General features: G+C 65.6%; 16 protein-coding genes. 6 read left to right on the forward strand and 10 right to left on the reverse strand.

Annotation, left to right across the window (positions count from 1 at the left end; translation table 11 throughout):
- Positions 1–67: 67 nt before the first annotated feature.
- Positions 68–484: a hypothetical protein gene (locus tag JHD82_RS21620; protein ID WP_012205745.1), complete on the reverse strand. Its 417-nt coding sequence runs from the start codon at positions 482–484 to the stop codon at positions 68–70.
- A gap of 234 nt (positions 485–718) precedes the next feature.
- On the opposite strand from JHD82_RS21620, the gene JHD82_RS21625 reads away from it, so the two are divergent.
- The 3 genes from JHD82_RS21625 (at position 719) to JHD82_RS21635 (ending at position 2,948) form a co-directional block, all read left to right on the forward strand.
- On the forward strand, positions 719–1,621 hold the full coding sequence (locus tag JHD82_RS21625) for a nitroreductase (protein WP_199138697.1): 903 nt from the start codon (positions 719–721) through the stop codon (positions 1,619–1,621).
- A 130-nt stretch (positions 1,622–1,751) separates the two neighbouring features.
- Positions 1,752–2,663: a bestrophin family protein gene (locus JHD82_RS21630; RefSeq protein WP_199138699.1), complete on the forward strand. Its 912-nt coding sequence runs from the start codon at positions 1,752–1,754 to the stop codon at positions 2,661–2,663.
- 75 nt (positions 2,664–2,738) lie between these two features.
- A complete protein-coding gene (locus JHD82_RS21635; RefSeq protein WP_199138701.1) occupies positions 2,739–2,948 on the forward strand; it encodes a DUF4287 domain-containing protein in 210 nt (69 codons plus the stop codon).
- A gap of 17 nt (positions 2,949–2,965) precedes the next feature.
- Here JHD82_RS21635 and JHD82_RS21640 read toward each other — a convergent pair whose 3' ends face one another.
- From JHD82_RS21640 to JHD82_RS21650, 3 genes are read right to left on the reverse strand one after another with little or no spacing between them, the layout of a single operon-like run.
- Positions 2,966–3,946 carry an alpha/beta hydrolase gene (locus JHD82_RS21640; RefSeq protein ID WP_199138703.1) on the reverse strand — a complete coding sequence of 327 codons (981 nt, stop codon included), beginning with the start codon at positions 3,944–3,946 and terminating at the stop codon, positions 2,966–2,968.
- Positions 3,947–3,948: 2 nt separating this feature from the next.
- On the reverse strand, positions 3,949–4,845 hold the full coding sequence (locus JHD82_RS21645) for an alpha/beta fold hydrolase (RefSeq protein ID WP_012205750.1): 897 nt from the start codon (positions 4,843–4,845) through the stop codon (positions 3,949–3,951).
- 39 nt (positions 4,846–4,884) lie between these two features.
- Positions 4,885–5,940, reverse strand: coding sequence for a sugar phosphate isomerase/epimerase (locus JHD82_RS21650; RefSeq protein ID WP_013802287.1), 1,056 nt, complete (start codon positions 5,938–5,940; stop codon positions 4,885–4,887).
- 142 nt (positions 5,941–6,082) lie between these two features.
- On the opposite strand from JHD82_RS21650, the gene JHD82_RS21655 reads away from it, so the two are divergent.
- Positions 6,083–6,709 (forward strand): TetR/AcrR family transcriptional regulator, encoded by a 627-nt coding sequence (locus JHD82_RS21655; RefSeq protein ID WP_199138705.1) that lies wholly within the window; start codon positions 6,083–6,085, stop codon positions 6,707–6,709.
- Positions 6,710–6,713: 4 nt separating this feature from the next.
- On the opposite strand, the gene JHD82_RS21660 is transcribed toward JHD82_RS21655, so the two are convergent.
- From JHD82_RS21660 to JHD82_RS30500, 5 genes are all read right to left on the reverse strand, one after another.
- Positions 6,714–7,829 carry an acyl-CoA dehydrogenase family protein gene (locus tag JHD82_RS21660; protein WP_199138707.1) on the reverse strand — a complete coding sequence of 372 codons (1,116 nt, stop codon included), beginning with the start codon at positions 7,827–7,829 and terminating at the stop codon, positions 6,714–6,716.
- Positions 7,830–7,911: 82 nt separating this feature from the next.
- On the reverse strand, positions 7,912–9,243 hold the full coding sequence (locus tag JHD82_RS21665) for a cytochrome c (protein WP_199138709.1): 1,332 nt from the start codon (positions 9,241–9,243) through the stop codon (positions 7,912–7,914).
- A gap of 17 nt (positions 9,244–9,260) precedes the next feature.
- The gene (locus JHD82_RS21670) at positions 9,261–11,561 is read right to left on the reverse strand and encodes a molybdopterin cofactor-binding domain-containing protein (RefSeq protein WP_199138711.1); all 2,301 of its coding nucleotides are present in this window, start codon (positions 11,559–11,561) and stop codon (positions 9,261–9,263) included.
- Entirely contained in the window at positions 11,558–12,145 is a 588-nt protein-coding gene (locus JHD82_RS21675) for a (2Fe-2S)-binding protein (protein ID WP_199138713.1), read from the reverse strand. Before JHD82_RS21675 ends, JHD82_RS21670 begins: the two co-directional genes overlap by 4 nt.
- Before the next feature lie 628 nt (positions 12,146–12,773).
- A complete protein-coding gene (locus JHD82_RS30500; protein WP_373769842.1) occupies positions 12,774–12,905 on the reverse strand; it encodes a hypothetical protein in 132 nt (43 codons plus the stop codon).
- Positions 12,906–13,564: 659 nt separating this feature from the next.
- Between JHD82_RS30500 and JHD82_RS21685 the strand changes: the two genes are divergently transcribed.
- Positions 13,565–13,840, forward strand: coding sequence for an H-NS family nucleoid-associated regulatory protein (locus JHD82_RS21685; protein WP_012205759.1), 276 nt, complete (start codon positions 13,565–13,567; stop codon positions 13,838–13,840).
- Positions 13,841–14,099: 259 nt separating this feature from the next.
- Positions 14,100–14,888, forward strand: coding sequence for an Hpt domain-containing protein (locus tag JHD82_RS21690; protein WP_233174847.1), 789 nt, complete (start codon positions 14,100–14,102; stop codon positions 14,886–14,888).
- A gap of 11 nt (positions 14,889–14,899) precedes the next feature.
- On the opposite strand, the gene JHD82_RS21695 is transcribed toward JHD82_RS21690, so the two are convergent.
- On the reverse strand, positions 14,900–15,595 hold the full coding sequence (locus tag JHD82_RS21695) for a response regulator (RefSeq protein WP_012205761.1): 696 nt from the start codon (positions 15,593–15,595) through the stop codon (positions 14,900–14,902).
- Between the last annotated feature and the right edge of the window lie 177 nt (positions 15,596–15,772).

The following is a 15,772-nucleotide window of genomic DNA, read 5'->3' on the forward strand; positions in this document are numbered from 1 at the left end:
GCGCAGGCGGTTCGCGGCGCGCGGGCGAAGAAGGACTGAGGCGGGCCTGTGGACCAGGCCGGGGAGGTCAGGAAGCCAGGGGTGGTGCCTGGGCGGGAGAAGGCCGTATCACGCGCCCGCGCCAGCGCGGACTCAGGCGCATGGGCTGCAGCGGCAGGGCGGGCCGGGGCGCAATGCAGCGCATGCGCGCGGCACGCAGGCCCAGGGTGAGCAAGACCAGGCCGACCACGGCCAGCAAGGGCATGGGCAACAGGTCCAGCGGCTGTATGGCGTCCTGCACATCGACCTCGAAAGGCTCGACATGGTCTTCATCCACATCGGTGAAGGAGCCGTGGGCCACGAACAGGTGGAAATGCGAGTCGGCCACCCGCGACGGCGCCGCGTGGATGTGCAGGCCGGCCTGGTTCGGAGTGCCGAAATGGCTGTGCAGCAGCGGTATCAGCAGCTGCGCCACCATGATGAGCAGCAGCAAGGCGCTCCGCATGGATAGGCTCCGGATGGCATGCAACATGGCCGGAGATTGTAGTGCCGGTGCCTGCGCAATCGGTTCAATCCCGCAGTTCGGCAAGGGCACCATGCACCTGTCACACGCGTGCGCCCCCCCGGGCCTGCCCACCGCAGCCCGCCGCCGGTTCAAGCTGGCATGACGTATTTCATTGTATTCTTTCAGATATAACGATGCCATACACGGAGCACGGGCCAGCGCTGGAGAACCGACTTGACGCAAAAATACATCCCCCATCTGCTGGCCCTGGACCGCGAGCGTGACTGGGCGCGCGCAGCGCAGGCCTGCGGCATCTCCGACAACGCGCTGGCCCAGGCCATACGCTCGGCCGAGGCGGAGTTCGGCCACGCGCTGGTGCGTGCGGGCCGGCCCTTCCAGGGGTTCACGCCGGAGGGCGAACAGGTGCTGGCCTGGGCACGGCAGTTCGCCCAGGCGGTGGATGCACTCAAGCACTGCTTTGCCGACACGCGCAAGCGGGCAGGCCTGGCGCCCCTGCTGGCGCGGCGCTCCGTCTCGCCCAGGCGGCTGGCCATGCCGGGCCCGGACAGCGGCGACATGGACCTGATGATCGAGGCGGCGCTATGCGCTCCGGACCACGGTGCCTTGCACCCCTGGCGGGTTCTGGAGTTTCCCGCCCACCAGCGCGAGGCCTTGGCCAGCCTGTTCGAGCAGGAAAAACTGCGCCGCGACCCGCTGGCCCCGGCCGACGATATCCGCCGTGCGCGCGAGCATGCAACGCGCGCTCCGGCGCTGATCGCCTTCATCATCTCGCCCCGGCCGCGCTCGCGCGTGCCGGTGCGTGAGCAATGGCTGGCTGCGGGCGCGGCCCTGGGCAACTTCCTCAACGCCGCCCACCATTTGGGCTTTGGTGCCATCGTGCTCAGTGGCGAGCGCTGTTTTGACCCGGCCCTGCATTCAGCGCTGGGTTTGCGCGAGGGCGAGCACCTGGCCGGCTTCATCAGCCTGGGCACCATCACCAGCCAGCCATCCCCGCGCGCAACGGTGTCGCCCTCTTCCATGCGCACGGCATGGCAGGCGGAGCAGGCAGCGGCGGTCACGGCACATGCCCTTCTCCAGCCAGACGGCAACCACGACAGCCACGGCAGCGATCTTTGAAGCCGCAGCCAGCGCGTGCAGGGTGGCGCATAAGTGGCGCACAGGTGGCGCACTGACTGCGCGGGGCGGTTAGAGTTGCGGGGCTGCTGCGCCCTCTTGCGCCCTCTTTTCCATCACGGAACAAGCTTTCATGATCATCCGGCCCCGCCCCCACTGGCTGCGCATGCTCTTCGTGCTGCGCGGCTCGGTGCTGCCCGACATCCTGCCCCAGCTGATGGCCGCCACCTTGTTCGCAGTGCTGGTCACGGCACTGCACGGCCAGCTGTTTGCGTGGAAGGTGCCGCTGAACTTCGTGCCGTTTTCGCTGATCGGGCTGACGCTGGCCATCTTCCTGGGCTTTCGCAACAGCACCAGCTATGCGCGCTACTGGGAGGCGCGCACGCTGTGGGGCACCCTGCTCAACGAGACGCGCACCCTGGTGCGCCAGGCCCGGACCTTGACGGACGCGCCGCAGCACGCTGCGGCCCTGGCCATGGTGCTGGCGGCCTTCGTGCATGCGCTGCGCCACCAGTTGCGCGGCACCGATGCCGCGGCCGACATGCGCCGCCTGCTGCCCCCCGCCGACTGCGAACGCCTTGCCACGGCGCGCTTCAAGCCTGCCGTGCTGCTGCTCATGGCCGGCGAATGGCTGCAGGCGCGCCGCCACGATGGCAGCCTGCAGCCGGTGCTGGTGCCCGCCATGGAGGCGCCGCTGTGCAAGCTGGGCGAGGCACTGGGCGGCTGCGAGCGCATTGCGGGCACGCCGATTCCCTTCACCTACGCGGTGATCATCCACCGCACCATCTACCTGTACTGCCTGCTGCTGCCCTTCGGCCTGGTGGATTCCATCGGCTTCATGACGCCGGTGATCGTGGCCTTCATCGCCTACACCTTCTTTGCGCTGGAGGCGCTGGGCGCCGAGCTGGAGGAGCCCTTCGGCACGGCACCCAACGACCTGGCGCTGGACGCCATGTCGCAGATGATCGAGGCCACGCTGCGCGAGCTGACCGGCGAGGTGCTGCCACCTGCGCCGCAGCACAAGGACGTGCTGTTCCTGACCTGACCCTGCCTGCCTGCCGGCCCGGACAGCGCCAGCGGCACAATCTGCCACCCGCATCACAGAAAAAGGACAAGCGCCATGACGGAGACAAGCAAGGTCAAGGGACCGGCCTCGTATTTCCCTTCCATCGAGAAGACCTACGGCCAGCCGATCGCGCACTGGATGGACCTGCTGCAACAGCAGGACACCCGCAAGCACATGGAACTGGTGGACTGGCTCAAGGCCCAGCACCAGATGGGGCACGGCCATGCGAATGCGCTGGTGGCCGTGTTCCTGGCACAGGCCTGACCTGCAGCCAGCAACCCTCAGCCGATGGCCGTGCCGAAAGCCTGGCGCACGGCGGCACCCGCTTCGTCAAACAGGCGGCGTGATGCCGGCGCCAGCCCCAGCATGTGCATGCAGGCGTGCACCATGCCGGGCAGGCGCACGGCCTGCACCGCCACACCGGCCTGCGCCAGCCGCTGCGCATAGGCTTCGGCCTCGTCGCGCAGCGGGTCGTATTCGCAGCTGATCACTGTGGCAGGCGGCAGGCCTGCCAGGTGTTCCGCGCGCAGCGGAGAGAAAAGTTCTTGCCGCCCCGGTGCCGCATCGCCCAGGTACGCGCCATAGCAGTACTCCATGGCCGCACGCGTGAGGTAGTGACCCTCTCCAAACTGGTGGAACGACGGCGAGTCCATGGCCGCGTCCAGGGCCGGGTACAGCAGCAGCTGGTGGGCGATGGCCGGTGCGCCCGCCGCTCCCCAGCCTTGCTTTTCCTGCGCCAGCAGGCAGGCGGCGGCCGCAAGGTTGCCGCCCGCGCTGTCTCCGGCCACGCCGATGCGCCTGCTGTCCAGCCCTAGCGCATCGGCCTGCTCAAAGGTCCAGGCAATGGCATCGCAGAAGTCATGCAGCGGCCCGGGAAAACGGTGCTCGGGCGCCAGCCGGTAGTCCACCGAGACCACGACGGCGCCCGTTGCCATGGCCAGCGCGCGGCAGGGGTTGTCATAGACCTCCAGCGAACCCAGGCACCAGCCGCCGCCGTGGGCGAAGACCAGGGCGGGCTGGGGCGTGGGTGTGACCGAGGCCAGCGGCCGGTAGATGCGCACGCGCAGCGGCGCCCCGTCGCGCGCGGGCAGCGTGAAGTCTTCGGTGCGGGCCATGGCCTCGGCCGGGCCGTGCAGGGCGCGCAGCCCGGCGTCGGTGGCCTCGCGCAGCGCCGCCAGCGTGGGCGGCGTGGGCGGGGCCACGGCCTGGGTTGCCTGCGCCAGCTCGGCGAGATAGCGCGCAATGTCAGCGTCCAGGCCCATGCTCACAGCGTCCTTTGCAGGAAGGGCAGCAGCTCGGCGATGAAGGGCTCGGCGGCTTCCTCCATGATGAAGTGGCCGCAGCCCGGCACGATCACGCCCGACAGGTCATCGGCATGGCCGCGCAGCGTCGCCAGCGGCGCATCGGCCGTGGCGTGCTCGGCGCCAATGGCCAGCACGGGCATGGCCAGCGGGCGCAGCGCTCGCTCGCGGTTCTGGCGGATGGTTTCGGGAATGGCGCGGTAGTAGGCAAAGCCGCCGCGCAGGCCACCGGGCGCCGCATAGGCATCCACATAGACATCCACGGCCACGCGGTCGCGCCGCAGCGACCAGCGGTTGAACATGAATTCCAGGTAGGCACGCTCGCGCCCCGCGATCAGGGTCTCGGGCAGGTCGGCCAGCTGGTTGAACATAAAGTGCCACAGGAAGATGTTCTGCTCTGGCGGCGCAAAGATGCTGGGCTCGGGCGCCAGGCCGGGGATCACGGCCTCGGTCAGCGCCAGGGACTGCACGGCCTGCGGCTGGTCGCTGGCCAGCGCATAGGCCACCCACATGCCCACGTCGTGGCCGGCGACCTGGTAGCGCTCATGGCCCAGCGCCAGCATGGTGCGGTGCAGGGTCAGCGCGATGGAGCCCGTGTCGTAGCCGGTGTCGGGCCGGTCGGAAAAGCCCGTGCCCGGCGGATCGACGGCAATGGCCTGGAAGCCCTGCGCCGCCAGCGCCTGCATGACGTGGCGCCAGGCATACCAGGTCTGGGGCCAGCCCGGGATCAGCAGCACGGGCGCGCCCTGCCCGGCCGTGATGCAGTGGATGCGGCGGCCGTCGATGCGCACGTAGTCGTGCGAGAACTCGCAGGCCTGGTCTTCCTGCTTGCGCAGGGCGTTCGATGTGAAAGCGTTCATTGTTTGCTTCTTTTTGAGGTTCTTTGGCTGCGGGCGTGCTCAGGCGATGCCGAGCATGGCGTTGATCTGGCGCTGGTCCACGGGGGCGCCGGCGAAGTCGTCAAAGATCTTGTCGGTGACGCGGATGATGTGGCGGTTGATGAAGTCCACGCCTTCGCGCGCACCGTCTTCCTGGTCCTTGAGGCAGCACTCCCATTCCAGCGAGGCCCAGCCCTGGTAGTCGTACTGGGCGAACTTGGAGAAGATGGCCTTGAAGTCCACCTGCCCGTCGCCCAGCGAACGGAAACGCCCTGCCCGCTCCAGCCACGAGGAATAGCCGCCGTAGATGCCCTGGCGCCCGCTGGGCAGGAACTCCGCATCCTTCACATGGAACATGCGGATGTGCTCGCGGTAGATGTCGATGTAGTCGAGGTAGTTGAGCTGCTGCAGCACGAAATGGCTGGGATCGAACAGGATCTTGCAGCGCGCGTGCTGGCCCACCAGTTCATGGAAGCGCTCGAAGCTGGTGCCGTCGTGCAGGTCTTCGCTGGGGTGGATTTCGTAGCACAGGTTCACGCCCTGCTCGTCGCAGGCGTCGAGGATCGGGCGCCAGCGGCGCGCCAGCTCCTCGAAGGCGGTTTCGATCAGGCCGGCCGGGCGCTGCGGGAACGGGAACAGATAGGGCCAGACGAACGAGCCCGAGAACGTGCCCATGTCGCTCAGCCCCATGCGGCGCGATGCACTGGCCGACAGCTTGAGCTGCTCCAGCGCCCAGGCCGTGCGTGCGGCCGGATTGCCGCGCAGCGCCTCGGGCGCAAAGCTGTCGCACATGGCGTCGTAGGCCGGGTGCACGGCCACGAGCTGGCCAAAGATGTGCGTGGTCAGCTCGCTGGCCACCAGGCCGTGCGAGGCCAGCATGCCGTTGACATCGTCGCAATAGGTCTGGCTGCTGGCGGCCGTGGCCACGTCGAACAAGCGCTGGTCCCAGGCGGGAATCTGCAGGCCCTTGAAGCCCACGCCGGCCGCCCAGCGTGCGATGTCTTCCAGGGAATTGAACGGTGCCTTGTTGTCGGCGAACTGCGCCAGATGAAGGCTTGGGCCCTTGATGGTCTGCATGTGTTTTCCTTGCGTTGAGCTATTGTTTGTTGATCGACAAAGAATGGTATCACGCCAATGCGGCCGCTTTTGCGAAGCCGATGCAAGACAGCATCACGGCGCCGCTAAGATGCCGCCCTGACTGTTGAGAAGGATGAGGAAGATGGCCGGAAGACCCAGGGAATTTGACCGAGACCAGGCGCTGGAGCGCGCCATGCTGGCGTTCTGGCGGCGCGGCTACGAGGGCACGTCCATGGCCGACCTGGTGCAGGCGCTGGGCATTGCGTCAGCGCGCATCTATGCGGCCTTCGGCAGCAAGCAGGACCTGTTCCGCGAGGCCGTGCAGCGCTACGAGGCCGGTGACGGCGGCTTTGCCGACCGCGCCATGGCCCAGGAGCCGCGCGTGCGCGACGCCCTGGCCCGCGTGCTGCGCGATGCCGTGGCCACCTATACGGACGATGCCCATCCGCTGGGCTGCATGGTGGTCACCGCCGCCACCAATTGCGCCGAGGAAAATGAGGCAGTCGCCGCCTGGCTGGCCGGGCACCGCTGCCAGCGCACGCAGTCCCTGATCGACCGCCTTCAGCGCGCGCTGGATGAAGGCGAGCTGCGCGCCGGCACCGATGTGCAGGCGCTGGGCGATTTCTATGCCACGCAACTGCACGGCATATCGGTGCAGGCCCGCGATGGCGTGCCGCGCCAGCGGCTGCTGGCGGCGATGGAGACCGCCTTGCTGCTGCTGGACACGGCGCTGGAGCCGGCGCTGCAGCCCGCAGCCAAGGCGGGCTGAGCCGTCAGGCGCCGAGCTTTTGCAGTTTTTGCAGCTCGGCGCGCAACTGGATCACGCTGGGCGTGACGATGGGGATGAAGGCCGATTCACGCCAGCGGCGGGCAAAGCCATCGTCCGCATCCAGGCTGTAGGCACGGCCGCCGGCCGTCTGCAGCTCCAGCTGCATGGCCTGCTGCACGCAGTCGTGCAGGGCCAGGCGCAGCGCGAAAAGCCGCTCGGGCGCCTCCACGAAATCGCCGGCCTCGACACCGGCCTTGAGTGCCGTCACCGCCTGCTCCAGATGGCTGCGGGTATCGTCCAGCGGCTGCTGCAGCACATGCCCGCCCTGCCCCATGCGCGAGGCGGCCTGCGCACAGGCCGCGCGCGCCAGGCCGATGGACAGGCCGCATTGCATGCCCAGGAAGGCCGGGCGCACACGCGGCAGGAATCCGCCGGCGCGCTCGGCCAGCAGATCGTCTTCGGTGATGGCCACGTCCTTGAGTTGCAAGGCGGCGGTGTTGGTGCCGCGCAGGGCAATCAGCTCCAGATCCGGCGAGCGCTCCAGGCCGGGACGATCGGACGGCAGGGCCACGATCATGGGCGGCGCGCCGTCGTCACGCGCCACGGCAATGGCGGCCAGAAAGCGGGGGCCGCGCAGGTTGGTGCACCAGGGCACGCTGCCGTTGAGCAGCCAGCCGCCGCCTTCCCGGGCCGTGGCGCGGATGTTGAGAGCCTCCAGCCCGCTGAGGAATTTCATGATGTTGGACAGCCCCGAGGCACCGGCCGCCTCGCCCGCCAGCAGCGCGGGCAGCCAGCGCTCGCGCAGGGCCGCATTGCCGGTGTTCGCCAGCATCTCGATCAGCACACGCTGGCCCCAGAAGGCAAAGGCGGCGGACATGGAGTGCGCGGCCACCTGGGCAATCGCCTCGATGGCATCGCCGGCGCGGCCGCCCTGCCCGCCCAAGGCATCAGCCAAGCCGTGGCCCAGCAGCCCGGCTTCGGCCAGATAGGGCACGACGGCGGCCGTGGCCTCGCCGTTGCCGGCATCCAGCGCCTGGGCACGTGCATCCAGCCATTGGCGGTTGGCGCCGATCAGCAGGGGGAAATCGGGTATGTGGCTTGTCATCTTGCGGGTCACCATAAAAAAAGGGACCGCTGTGGGCACAGCGGTCCCTTGCCATCCTAGCGCAGCGCACAGGCTGCGCAGATGACGCAGCGCAGGCTCAGTGCGCCGCCACCTTGCCGGGGCGTGTTTCCTCGCGCAGGGCCTTGACCTTGTCGCTCAGGCCGGCCCAGGGCTGCAGGCCGTACTGGCTGCGCATGGTGTTGAGCAGCGTGGCGATCTGATCGTCGCTGAGGTTGTGGCGGAAGGCGGGCATGGTGCCCAGCTGCGGGCGCGCCGGTTGCGTGATGCCGTTGAGCACCACATGGATGGCGTTGGTCGGCGAGTCGCTGTACAGGTTGGTGTTCAGCGACAGCTGGGGACGCACGCCGAAGTTGCTGCCGGCCAGCACGCCGCTGGGATCGGCGCGGTGGCAGGCCATGCAGGCGCCCTGGTACAGGCGGTAGCCCTGGGCGTCGACCGGCAGCTTGGCAACCTCGGTCTTTTCCTTCACCAGGGCCTGGGCGTCCCCTGCGCCAGCGGCGTCTGCCACGGGCTTGCGGTACGACATCAGGTAGGTGGCCATGGCGTTGATGTCCTCGGCCGACTGGTGGGACAGGCCTTCGATCACGGGCGCCATGGGGCCGGCGGCCACGCCGTGGCGCTCCGAGAAGCCGGTCTGCATGTAGCGGACCAGATCTTCTCGCGTCCAGGGCAGCGGAGCCACGGCCTTGTCGTTGAGCGCGGGCGCATCCCAGCCGTCGATGAAGGCGCCGGCCAGATGGTCGGCACCCTTTTTCTCGGCGCCGAACTGGTTGCGCGGCGAGTGACAGGCGGCGCAGTGGCCCAGGCCTTCGACCAGGTAGGCGCCGCGAATCCACTCGCCCGACTGGTTGGCGGGCGCGGGCTGCTCGCCCGGCTCCAGGTACAGCGCATTCCACAGGGCCAGGCCGCGGCGCACGTTGAACGGGAAGTTCAGCGCGGTCTTGGGTGCCTCGTTGGAGACAGCCGGCTCGGTCATCAGGAAGGCGTACAGCGCCTTCATGTCCTCATCGGTCACGCGGGTGAATGCCGTGTACGGGAAGGCGGGGTACAGGTAGTTGCCCTCGCGGTCCACGCCATGGCGCATGGCGCGCTCGAAGGCCTCGTACGACCAGCGGCCGATGCCGGTTTCGGCATCCGGCGTGATGTTGGTCGAGTAGATGGTGCCGAAGGGGCTGGGCATGGCCAGGCCGCCTGCGTTGCGCTGGCCGCCCGGTGCCGTGTGGCAGACCGCGCAGTCGCCCATGTGCGCCAGGCGGCGCCCCTGGTCGATCTGCTGCTGGCTGAATTCCTGCACCGGGATCTGCTGCAGGGGCGCGATTTCGCTGCGGCCCGTGGCCAGCCAGAAGGCGGCGCCGGCCACGGCGGCTAGGCCGACCACGCCGAGGGTGATTTTCTTGAGTGTGTGCATGTTCCGGTCCTCCGCTCTCAGTTCTGTGCCTTGCCGGCCGGGGCTGCATCGGCAGCCTGTGCCTTGAGTGCGGCCAGCACGCGTGCCGGGGTGAACGGCACTTCGCGCAGGCGCACGCCGGTGGCGTCGAACACGGCGTTGGAGACAGCGGCGGCGCTGGGCACGGAGGCCGATTCGCCCGCGCCCATGGGGTCTTCGCCCGGGCGCTCGACCAGTTGCACGTCGATCTCGGGCAGCTCGTCAAAGCGCAGGATGGGGTAGCCGCCCCAGTCCAGCGAGGTCACGCCCTTGCTGTCGAAGGTCACGTACTCCTTGAGCACGCGGCTGGTGGACTGGATGATGTTGCCGTGCACCTGGTGGCGCACGCCGGCCGGGTTGACCATCTCGCCGCAGTCATGGGCCACGAAGACCTTGTCCACCTTGATCACGCCGGTCTCGCGGTCCACGGTCACGTCGCAGATCCAGGTGGCCCAGGCCGCGCCGTAGCCAGGGAACTTGCTGTGGTAGTAGCGGGCATAGGCAAAGCCGCGGCCCTTGACCAGACGCTGGTCGGCCGGCGCGGGGTTGCGGTGGGCCGGGCCATCCTGCCAGCCGGCCTGCTTGTGCGCAGCGTGCGTCAGCGCCACGGCGCGCGGGTCCTTCAGGTAGCGCAGGCGGTAGGCCAGCGGGTCTTCACCGGCCAGGTAGGCGCATTCGTCGATCCAGCACTCATGGGCAAAGACGTTGGGCAGGGCCGAGACGCCGCGCATCCACGAAGCGCGCACGATGGGCGCCGCATCCTGCGAGACCACGCGCATCTTGGGGTACTCGTACTGCGGGATGGCCGTACGGTCGCCCATCTGCAGCACCTTGGGCTTGTTGGGCACCTTGCCCGTCAGGATCAGGGCCAGGGCCGCCGCGTCGTTGGACGGGTAGCAGGTCTTGAGCTCGTAGCCCAGCACGGCATGGTTCTCGTCCAGGCCGCCGCGCACGCGGATCAGCTGGCCCGTGCCCTTGGGCTCCCAGGCGGCTTCCTGCTCGCGCATCAGCTGCACGCGCACCGGGCGGCCCACGGCCTGCGACAGCAGCACGGCGTCGGATGCCACGTCGTCCGCGCAATTGCGGCCGTAGCAGCCCGAGGCTTCCAGGCGCGTCACATTGATCTGGTCGGCCGCCATGCCGGTCAGCGTGGCGATGTCCTTGCGCACGTCGTGCGGGTTCTGCGATCCGGTCCAGACCTGGATCTGGCTGGCGGACACCTCGGCCACGGCGCAGGACGGGCCGATGGAGGCATGCAGGTGGTAGGGCCAGACGTAGTCGGCCTCGATCACCTTCTTGGCGCCCGAGAAGGCCTCGTCAATGCCCGCGTCCTCGCGCAGCATGCGGTCGGTCTTCTCGTGCTTGACCAGGGTGTCGTGCATGGCGTTCAGCGACAGGTCGGGCACGCCGGCCCAGTCCTTCCACTTCACCTCCAGCTGGCGCATGGCGGCAATGGCCTGCTCTTCGCGCTCGGCCACGATGCCCACGAAATCGCCCTGCACAACCACCTTGACGATGCCCGGCAGATGAGCGACCGACTGCTCGTTCACCGAAATCAGGCTGCTGCCCAGCGGCGCCGACGCATCGGCACCGCCATAGGGCGGGCGCACCACGCGGCCGTGCAGCATGCCGGGCACGCGCACATCGTGCACATAGGCCAGCGCGCCCAGCACCTTGGCCGGAATGTCCACGCGCTGCACGGACTTGCCGATGTAGTTGAAACCGCCGGTGCGCAGCGGCACTTCCTTGTCCAGCGCAATGTTCAGGTCCTGGCCCTGGGCCAGTTCGCCGTAGCCGATGCGCCGGCCGCCCTTGGCCACCACCGCGCCCTTGGACGTGGTCAGTGCGGACACGGGCTGCTGCAGCTTCTCGGCAGCCAGGCCCAGCAGCAGCTGGCGCACCTGCGCGGCGGCCTTGCGCATGGGGATGGCATCCACCTGGATGGTGTTGCTGGCAATGGTCGGGCCCTGGTTGGGCGTGCGGCCCGTGTGGCCCAGCACCATGGTGATGCGTTCGAACTCCACATCGAGCTCATCGGCCACCAGCTGCGCCAGCGAGGTACGGATGCCCGTGCCCAGGTCCACGTGGCCGTGGTAGGCCGTGACGCTGCCGTCCGCCCCAATGGCGATGAAGCTGCTCACCCGGTCGATGGGGGGAATGGGGAAGGCGCCGGCCACGGCGGGCGCCGTACCCGTGCTTTCAGCCACCAGGCCAGCGGCCGCCACCGAGCTGACCATGACCATGCCGCCCAGCTTGAGCAGGTTGCGGCGCGTCAGTTGAAGGGGGTTGGATGCACTCATACTGCACCTCCCTGGGCGATCAGCACGCGTGCGCGAGCAGCCGCACGCATGATTTCCACATGCGTGCCGCAGCGGCACAGGTGGCCGGACAGGGCCTGGGTGACTTCCTCGTCGGTGGCCGTGGGCTTGTGGTCGAACAAGGCCACCAGGGCCATGACCATGCCGTTGGTGCAGTAGCCGCACTGGGCGGCCTGCTCGTCAATGAAAGCCTGCTGCACAGGGTGCAGTCGGTAGACGGCCTTGCCCTGTGCATCGGCTGCCGGCTTGCCGGCAGGCATGCCCGGCACGGCGGCCGGATGGGCGGCCTCCCAGTCACGCGCCACGCGGGCGTGCTCGGCCTGGGTCGCATCCTGGGACAGGCCTTCCAGCGTCGTGACCTTCATGCCCTGGACCACGCTCACGGGAACGGAGCAGGAGCGGGCCACCTTGCCGTCGATCAGCACGGCGCATGCGCCGCATTCGCCCAGGCCGCAGCCGAACTTGGGACCGTTGAGCTGCATGTCGTTGCGCAGCACATAAAGCAGCGGCGTCTCAGGGCTGACGCCCTGGATCTCGACCTCTTGTTGGTTGAGAGTGAATTTCATCGTGTGCAAACCTTGTGGTTGACAACAGGTGCAAACCATAGGTGCGCACTGAAAAATCAGGCGACGGGCTCGCCGCGGCCAAGCCCGAAAAAGAAAGCCCACCGCCAGCGGGGTGGGCTGTTTTCACGTGGTTTTTAGAGGCAACTCTGATAGATGACTGCCTGTTGTATGCAAACGATTCTATGCCTCGGACTTGCCCATCACTGCCAGCTGGCGTCCATACAAGGACCTGCACAGACCCGAAAACTCCGTGGCTTTTTGCTCACATAACTTACCATACAAATCGGAAATATCCGCAAAAACACAGCGCTACCTGCCGATCCGGAAACCTGCACCAAGACCCGAAAGATGTGCACCACCACAGTGCACAAAGGGCAGAAATCCTTGCATCACAGCCCCGGCCCAGTCTTGCAGCCATGCACGGCTGGGCATAAAGACAGCAGGCCACCCTGGCAGCCGGCGCATCGGCACGGCCATCACACCAACCAAGCAAAACACTCGGCTTTTATCTGCATCAAATTCCAGTGAGAACGCTTGAAATTCCCGAGCACGCCATGCACAGCACCCGTAAAACACGCGCCCGCCTGCAGCATCGATGAACACAAGGCGCGGACCAGCGGCCCAGCCGTCAACGGGTGCCCGGCGTGATCTGGATGGTGCCCAGGCCCGAGCCCACGGCCTCACGCCGACGAGGTGCCAGCCAGTGCACCCAAAGCCCCTTGAGCCAGCCCAGCGCAAAGGCGCCTGCCAAGGCCAACATGCCCCACTGCCCGGCCAACAGAGCCACATATATCCAATAAGGCATGCATCCCAGGCCGAGAAGGCAGGCCCACCGCCGCAGGGCAACGGAACGGGACTGCGACAGCCAGACGGCAAGGACTGCGGGGAGTGCGAAGGCGATCTGATCGATGCTCATGGCCGCATCATACTGTATGAATAAACAGTTTTGTAGGCAAAAACACATGTCTTTCGCGAAGGATGTCACGGGACCACCAACACCCTCATCTTTCGCTTGCAGTCCGCTCGCCACCCTCCCCCAACCCCACGCAAAAAGCCGTTGGAAAGCAGCGTACAGACTGGACTTCAAGAATTTCCAATGTGCGGTGCAGTTTGATCACGGCATCGCCTTTCACATCCCCTTCAATAAGCCAAACTCCTTCGCAGCCGATCACTCACCTCTGTGAACTACAGCGCTTCAAACCTGAAAGCGAGCGCGTACAGGATTTTGAAGGGCTCCGGAACATACAGCGCCCCATAACTGCCGGCTCTTTACATGGCCTTTACCTGGCGTGGACCGATCATTTTGAACACGGTCAGGACAGCCAATGGCAGTCATAGGAGAAAATGATCGAAAGCATGCAAACTTGTTCTTAAAAAACCGTTAATATTTGCGCTTCAATCCATGAAAGGCAAACTACCGTGAACACCACATACAAAGAACTTCTGGCACAGCGCGAGGCACTCGAGGCCCAGATCCAGGCAGCACGCAAACAAGAAGTCAGTGATGTGATCGCCAAGATTCGCGGCCTGGTTCAGGATTACGGCCTGACTGCCGACGACATCTTCACGGCACGCCGCGCCCCCTCCACCGTGGCCCCCAAGTTCCGCAATCCCGAAACCGGTGACACCTGGACCGGCCGTGGCAAGCCCCCCGCCTGGATCAAGGACAAGGATCGCGCCCAGTTCGCCATCTGAAGCCTGGATAAACGCCTCCATGAAAACAGCCTGCAGTTCTCTGCAGGCTTTTTTCATTCTGGCGGCACTTGCTGCCACACCTGAATGTCCGGGCTTGGGCTTCCAAGGCCAGACGCCACGCAGGTGAAACAAGGATGCTCTATGGACATGTCCTTAAACATGCACCATGGATGGATGCCGTGGTCCAATCTTCCAGCCGGATCTGAAGCCTCCAGCGAGTGACTGACTGCAGATGCCGGCTCCAGATACTCGGCCACCCATGAAAAAACAGACATCCACCTTGGACAGTGCACCCACACCATACCGTTCTGAAAAGATCTCGACTGCCGCCGAATCGATAACAGCCACAGAAGAGCCCCCCTCCTCCGCTTTGTCATTTTCAGGCGAGCAGGTTTTGTTCATCTCGTCATCCGATGAACTGCACGCCCATCTGCTCCCGCACCTCAAAAGTTGGGGCCTGGCGACCACGGCCTGCCACCATCCCACGGCCATCCGCCAGGATCGCCTGCAGAAGTTCCAGGTTGTTGTGCTTTGCGGACCGAAAACGTCCTGGAATCCCAAGGATGAAAACCGCCTGGTGGCAGGAGCTGCAAGCATCATCGAATGCGAGGCTGATCACCCCCTGAAACCCAAGGTGATCAACGCCCGCATCATCGAAGTCTCCTGGCGTTCGCTGCAGGGCCTCTTTGATGCACTGCAACTGGCCGTCCAGCCCCGGCCTGCCAACAGCGGCCGCATTTCTTCTACCGATGAGGTCGCCCATTTTCAACAGATCCCGGCCCCCATCAGAACGGCCTTTCTGGAGTCTGCACGCTCGTCGCTGGCGATCATCAAATCCAGCAAGAATCGCAAGGATGTGCAAAGAGAGCTGCACAATCTTTCCGGTTCACTGCGATTTTTTGACCTGACTGAGCTGTCAATACGCTGCGCCGGGCTGGAAAACGGCATCAACCATGATGGACTGATGCACCATGCGCATTCGCTTCTGGCGCTGGCATCGCAGCTTGACCAGCTCCTGGAAGAAATCCGGATCTCGAACGACAGATAAAAAACCGGCCGTCATTGAGATCTCGATGAGGTCACCCATCCGCACTCAAGGGCATACTTCATCAGATCAATGTCCCGTTCAATTCCAAGCTTGTGCATGGCCTTGACTTTCTGGGTACTGATGGTTTTCTTGCTTCTGTTCAGCTTGGCCGCGATCTCGTCGATACGCAAACCGGCCGCATAAAGCCTTACCACCTCCGATTCCTTGGGACTGAGCACCCCCGGTGATTTTCCTTCGCCGCCCATGACACCCGCATTCATTTTTTCCAGTCGCTCGGAAATGGCGGGAGAGAAGTATGTCCCTCCTGTATAGGCGGCATGAATGGCTGGAACCAGATGCAGCACCGGGTCCGCCTTGCTCACGATGCTGATGTTCGATACCTTGCCCAGCGCCTGGAGAATGGCCGAATTGTCCAGCATGGTCAGAACCACCAAACCCAGGTTAGGAAATCTTCTGGATATGTAGCCAAACAGATTCAAGCCATCTCCGTATTGACCCGTAGGCATGGAGTAATCCGACACAAGCACGTCAAAGCCACCCTCATCCAATTTTTTTACCAGATCGGTTGAATTTGAAACACTGGCTTTCAACAGGATTTCCAGCTCGGAAGACAGCTCATGCCGGATGCCTGAGATGATTCCAGGATGATCATCGGCCAGCAGTACGGATATATTCAAATCTTTTCTGTGATTCGTATTGGAAAACATGATTTGGCACCATCAACGGAATAAACACAATCGTTCAGTGCAGCATCATTGCACTACGGCTCGTCAGATATCTCTCAGGTTCTCCAGCAGGTCAGTCAGGGCACTGTCTCTTATACACATCTAAAAGGGGGGGGGGGGGGGGGGGGGGGGGGGGGGGGGGGGGGGGGGGGGGGGGGG

It is taken from the genome of Delftia sp. ASV31, from assembly GCF_016428765.1.
GTDB classification, from domain to species: domain Bacteria; phylum Pseudomonadota; class Gammaproteobacteria; order Burkholderiales; family Burkholderiaceae_C; genus Comamonas; species Comamonas acidovorans.

What these genes read in the sequence shown, in the direction of transcription:
- JHD82_RS21655 (WP_199138705.1), top strand. Translation starts at nt 6,083, where the DNA reads ATGGCCGGAAGACCCAGGGAATTTGACCGAGACCAGGCGCTGGAGCGC.
- JHD82_RS21690 (WP_233174847.1), top strand. Translation starts at nt 14,100, where the DNA reads ATGAAAAAACAGACATCCACCTTGGACAGTGCACCCACACCATACCGT.
- JHD82_RS21650 (WP_013802287.1), bottom strand. Translation starts at nt 5,940, where the DNA reads ATGCAGACCATCAAGGGCCCAAGCCTTCATCTGGCGCAGTTCGCCGAC.
- JHD82_RS21645 (WP_012205750.1), bottom strand. Translation starts at nt 4,845, where the DNA reads ATGAACGCTTTCACATCGAACGCCCTGCGCAAGCAGGAAGACCAGGCC.
- JHD82_RS21675 (WP_199138713.1), bottom strand. Translation starts at nt 12,145, where the DNA reads ATGAAATTCACTCTCAACCAACAAGAGGTCGAGATCCAGGGCGTCAGC.
- JHD82_RS21620 (WP_012205745.1), bottom strand. Translation starts at nt 484, where the DNA reads ATGCGGAGCGCCTTGCTGCTGCTCATCATGGTGGCGCAGCTGCTGATA.
- JHD82_RS21670 (WP_199138711.1), bottom strand. Translation starts at nt 11,561, where the DNA reads ATGAGTGCATCCAACCCCCTTCAACTGACGCGCCGCAACCTGCTCAAG.
- JHD82_RS21630 (WP_199138699.1), top strand. Translation starts at nt 1,752, where the DNA reads ATGATCATCCGGCCCCGCCCCCACTGGCTGCGCATGCTCTTCGTGCTG.
- JHD82_RS21695 (WP_012205761.1), bottom strand. Translation starts at nt 15,595, where the DNA reads ATGTTTTCCAATACGAATCACAGAAAAGATTTGAATATATCCGTACTG.
- JHD82_RS21640 (WP_199138703.1), bottom strand. Translation starts at nt 3,946, where the DNA reads ATGGGCCTGGACGCTGACATTGCGCGCTATCTCGCCGAGCTGGCGCAG.
- JHD82_RS21660 (WP_199138707.1), bottom strand. Translation starts at nt 7,829, where the DNA reads ATGGTGACCCGCAAGATGACAAGCCACATACCCGATTTCCCCCTGCTG.
- JHD82_RS30500 (WP_373769842.1), bottom strand. Translation starts at nt 12,905, where the DNA reads ATGTTGGCCTTGGCAGGCGCCTTTGCGCTGGGCTGGCTCAAGGGGCTT.
- JHD82_RS21665 (WP_199138709.1), bottom strand. Translation starts at nt 9,243, where the DNA reads ATGCACACACTCAAGAAAATCACCCTCGGCGTGGTCGGCCTAGCCGCC.
- JHD82_RS21635 (WP_199138701.1), top strand. Translation starts at nt 2,739, where the DNA reads ATGACGGAGACAAGCAAGGTCAAGGGACCGGCCTCGTATTTCCCTTCC.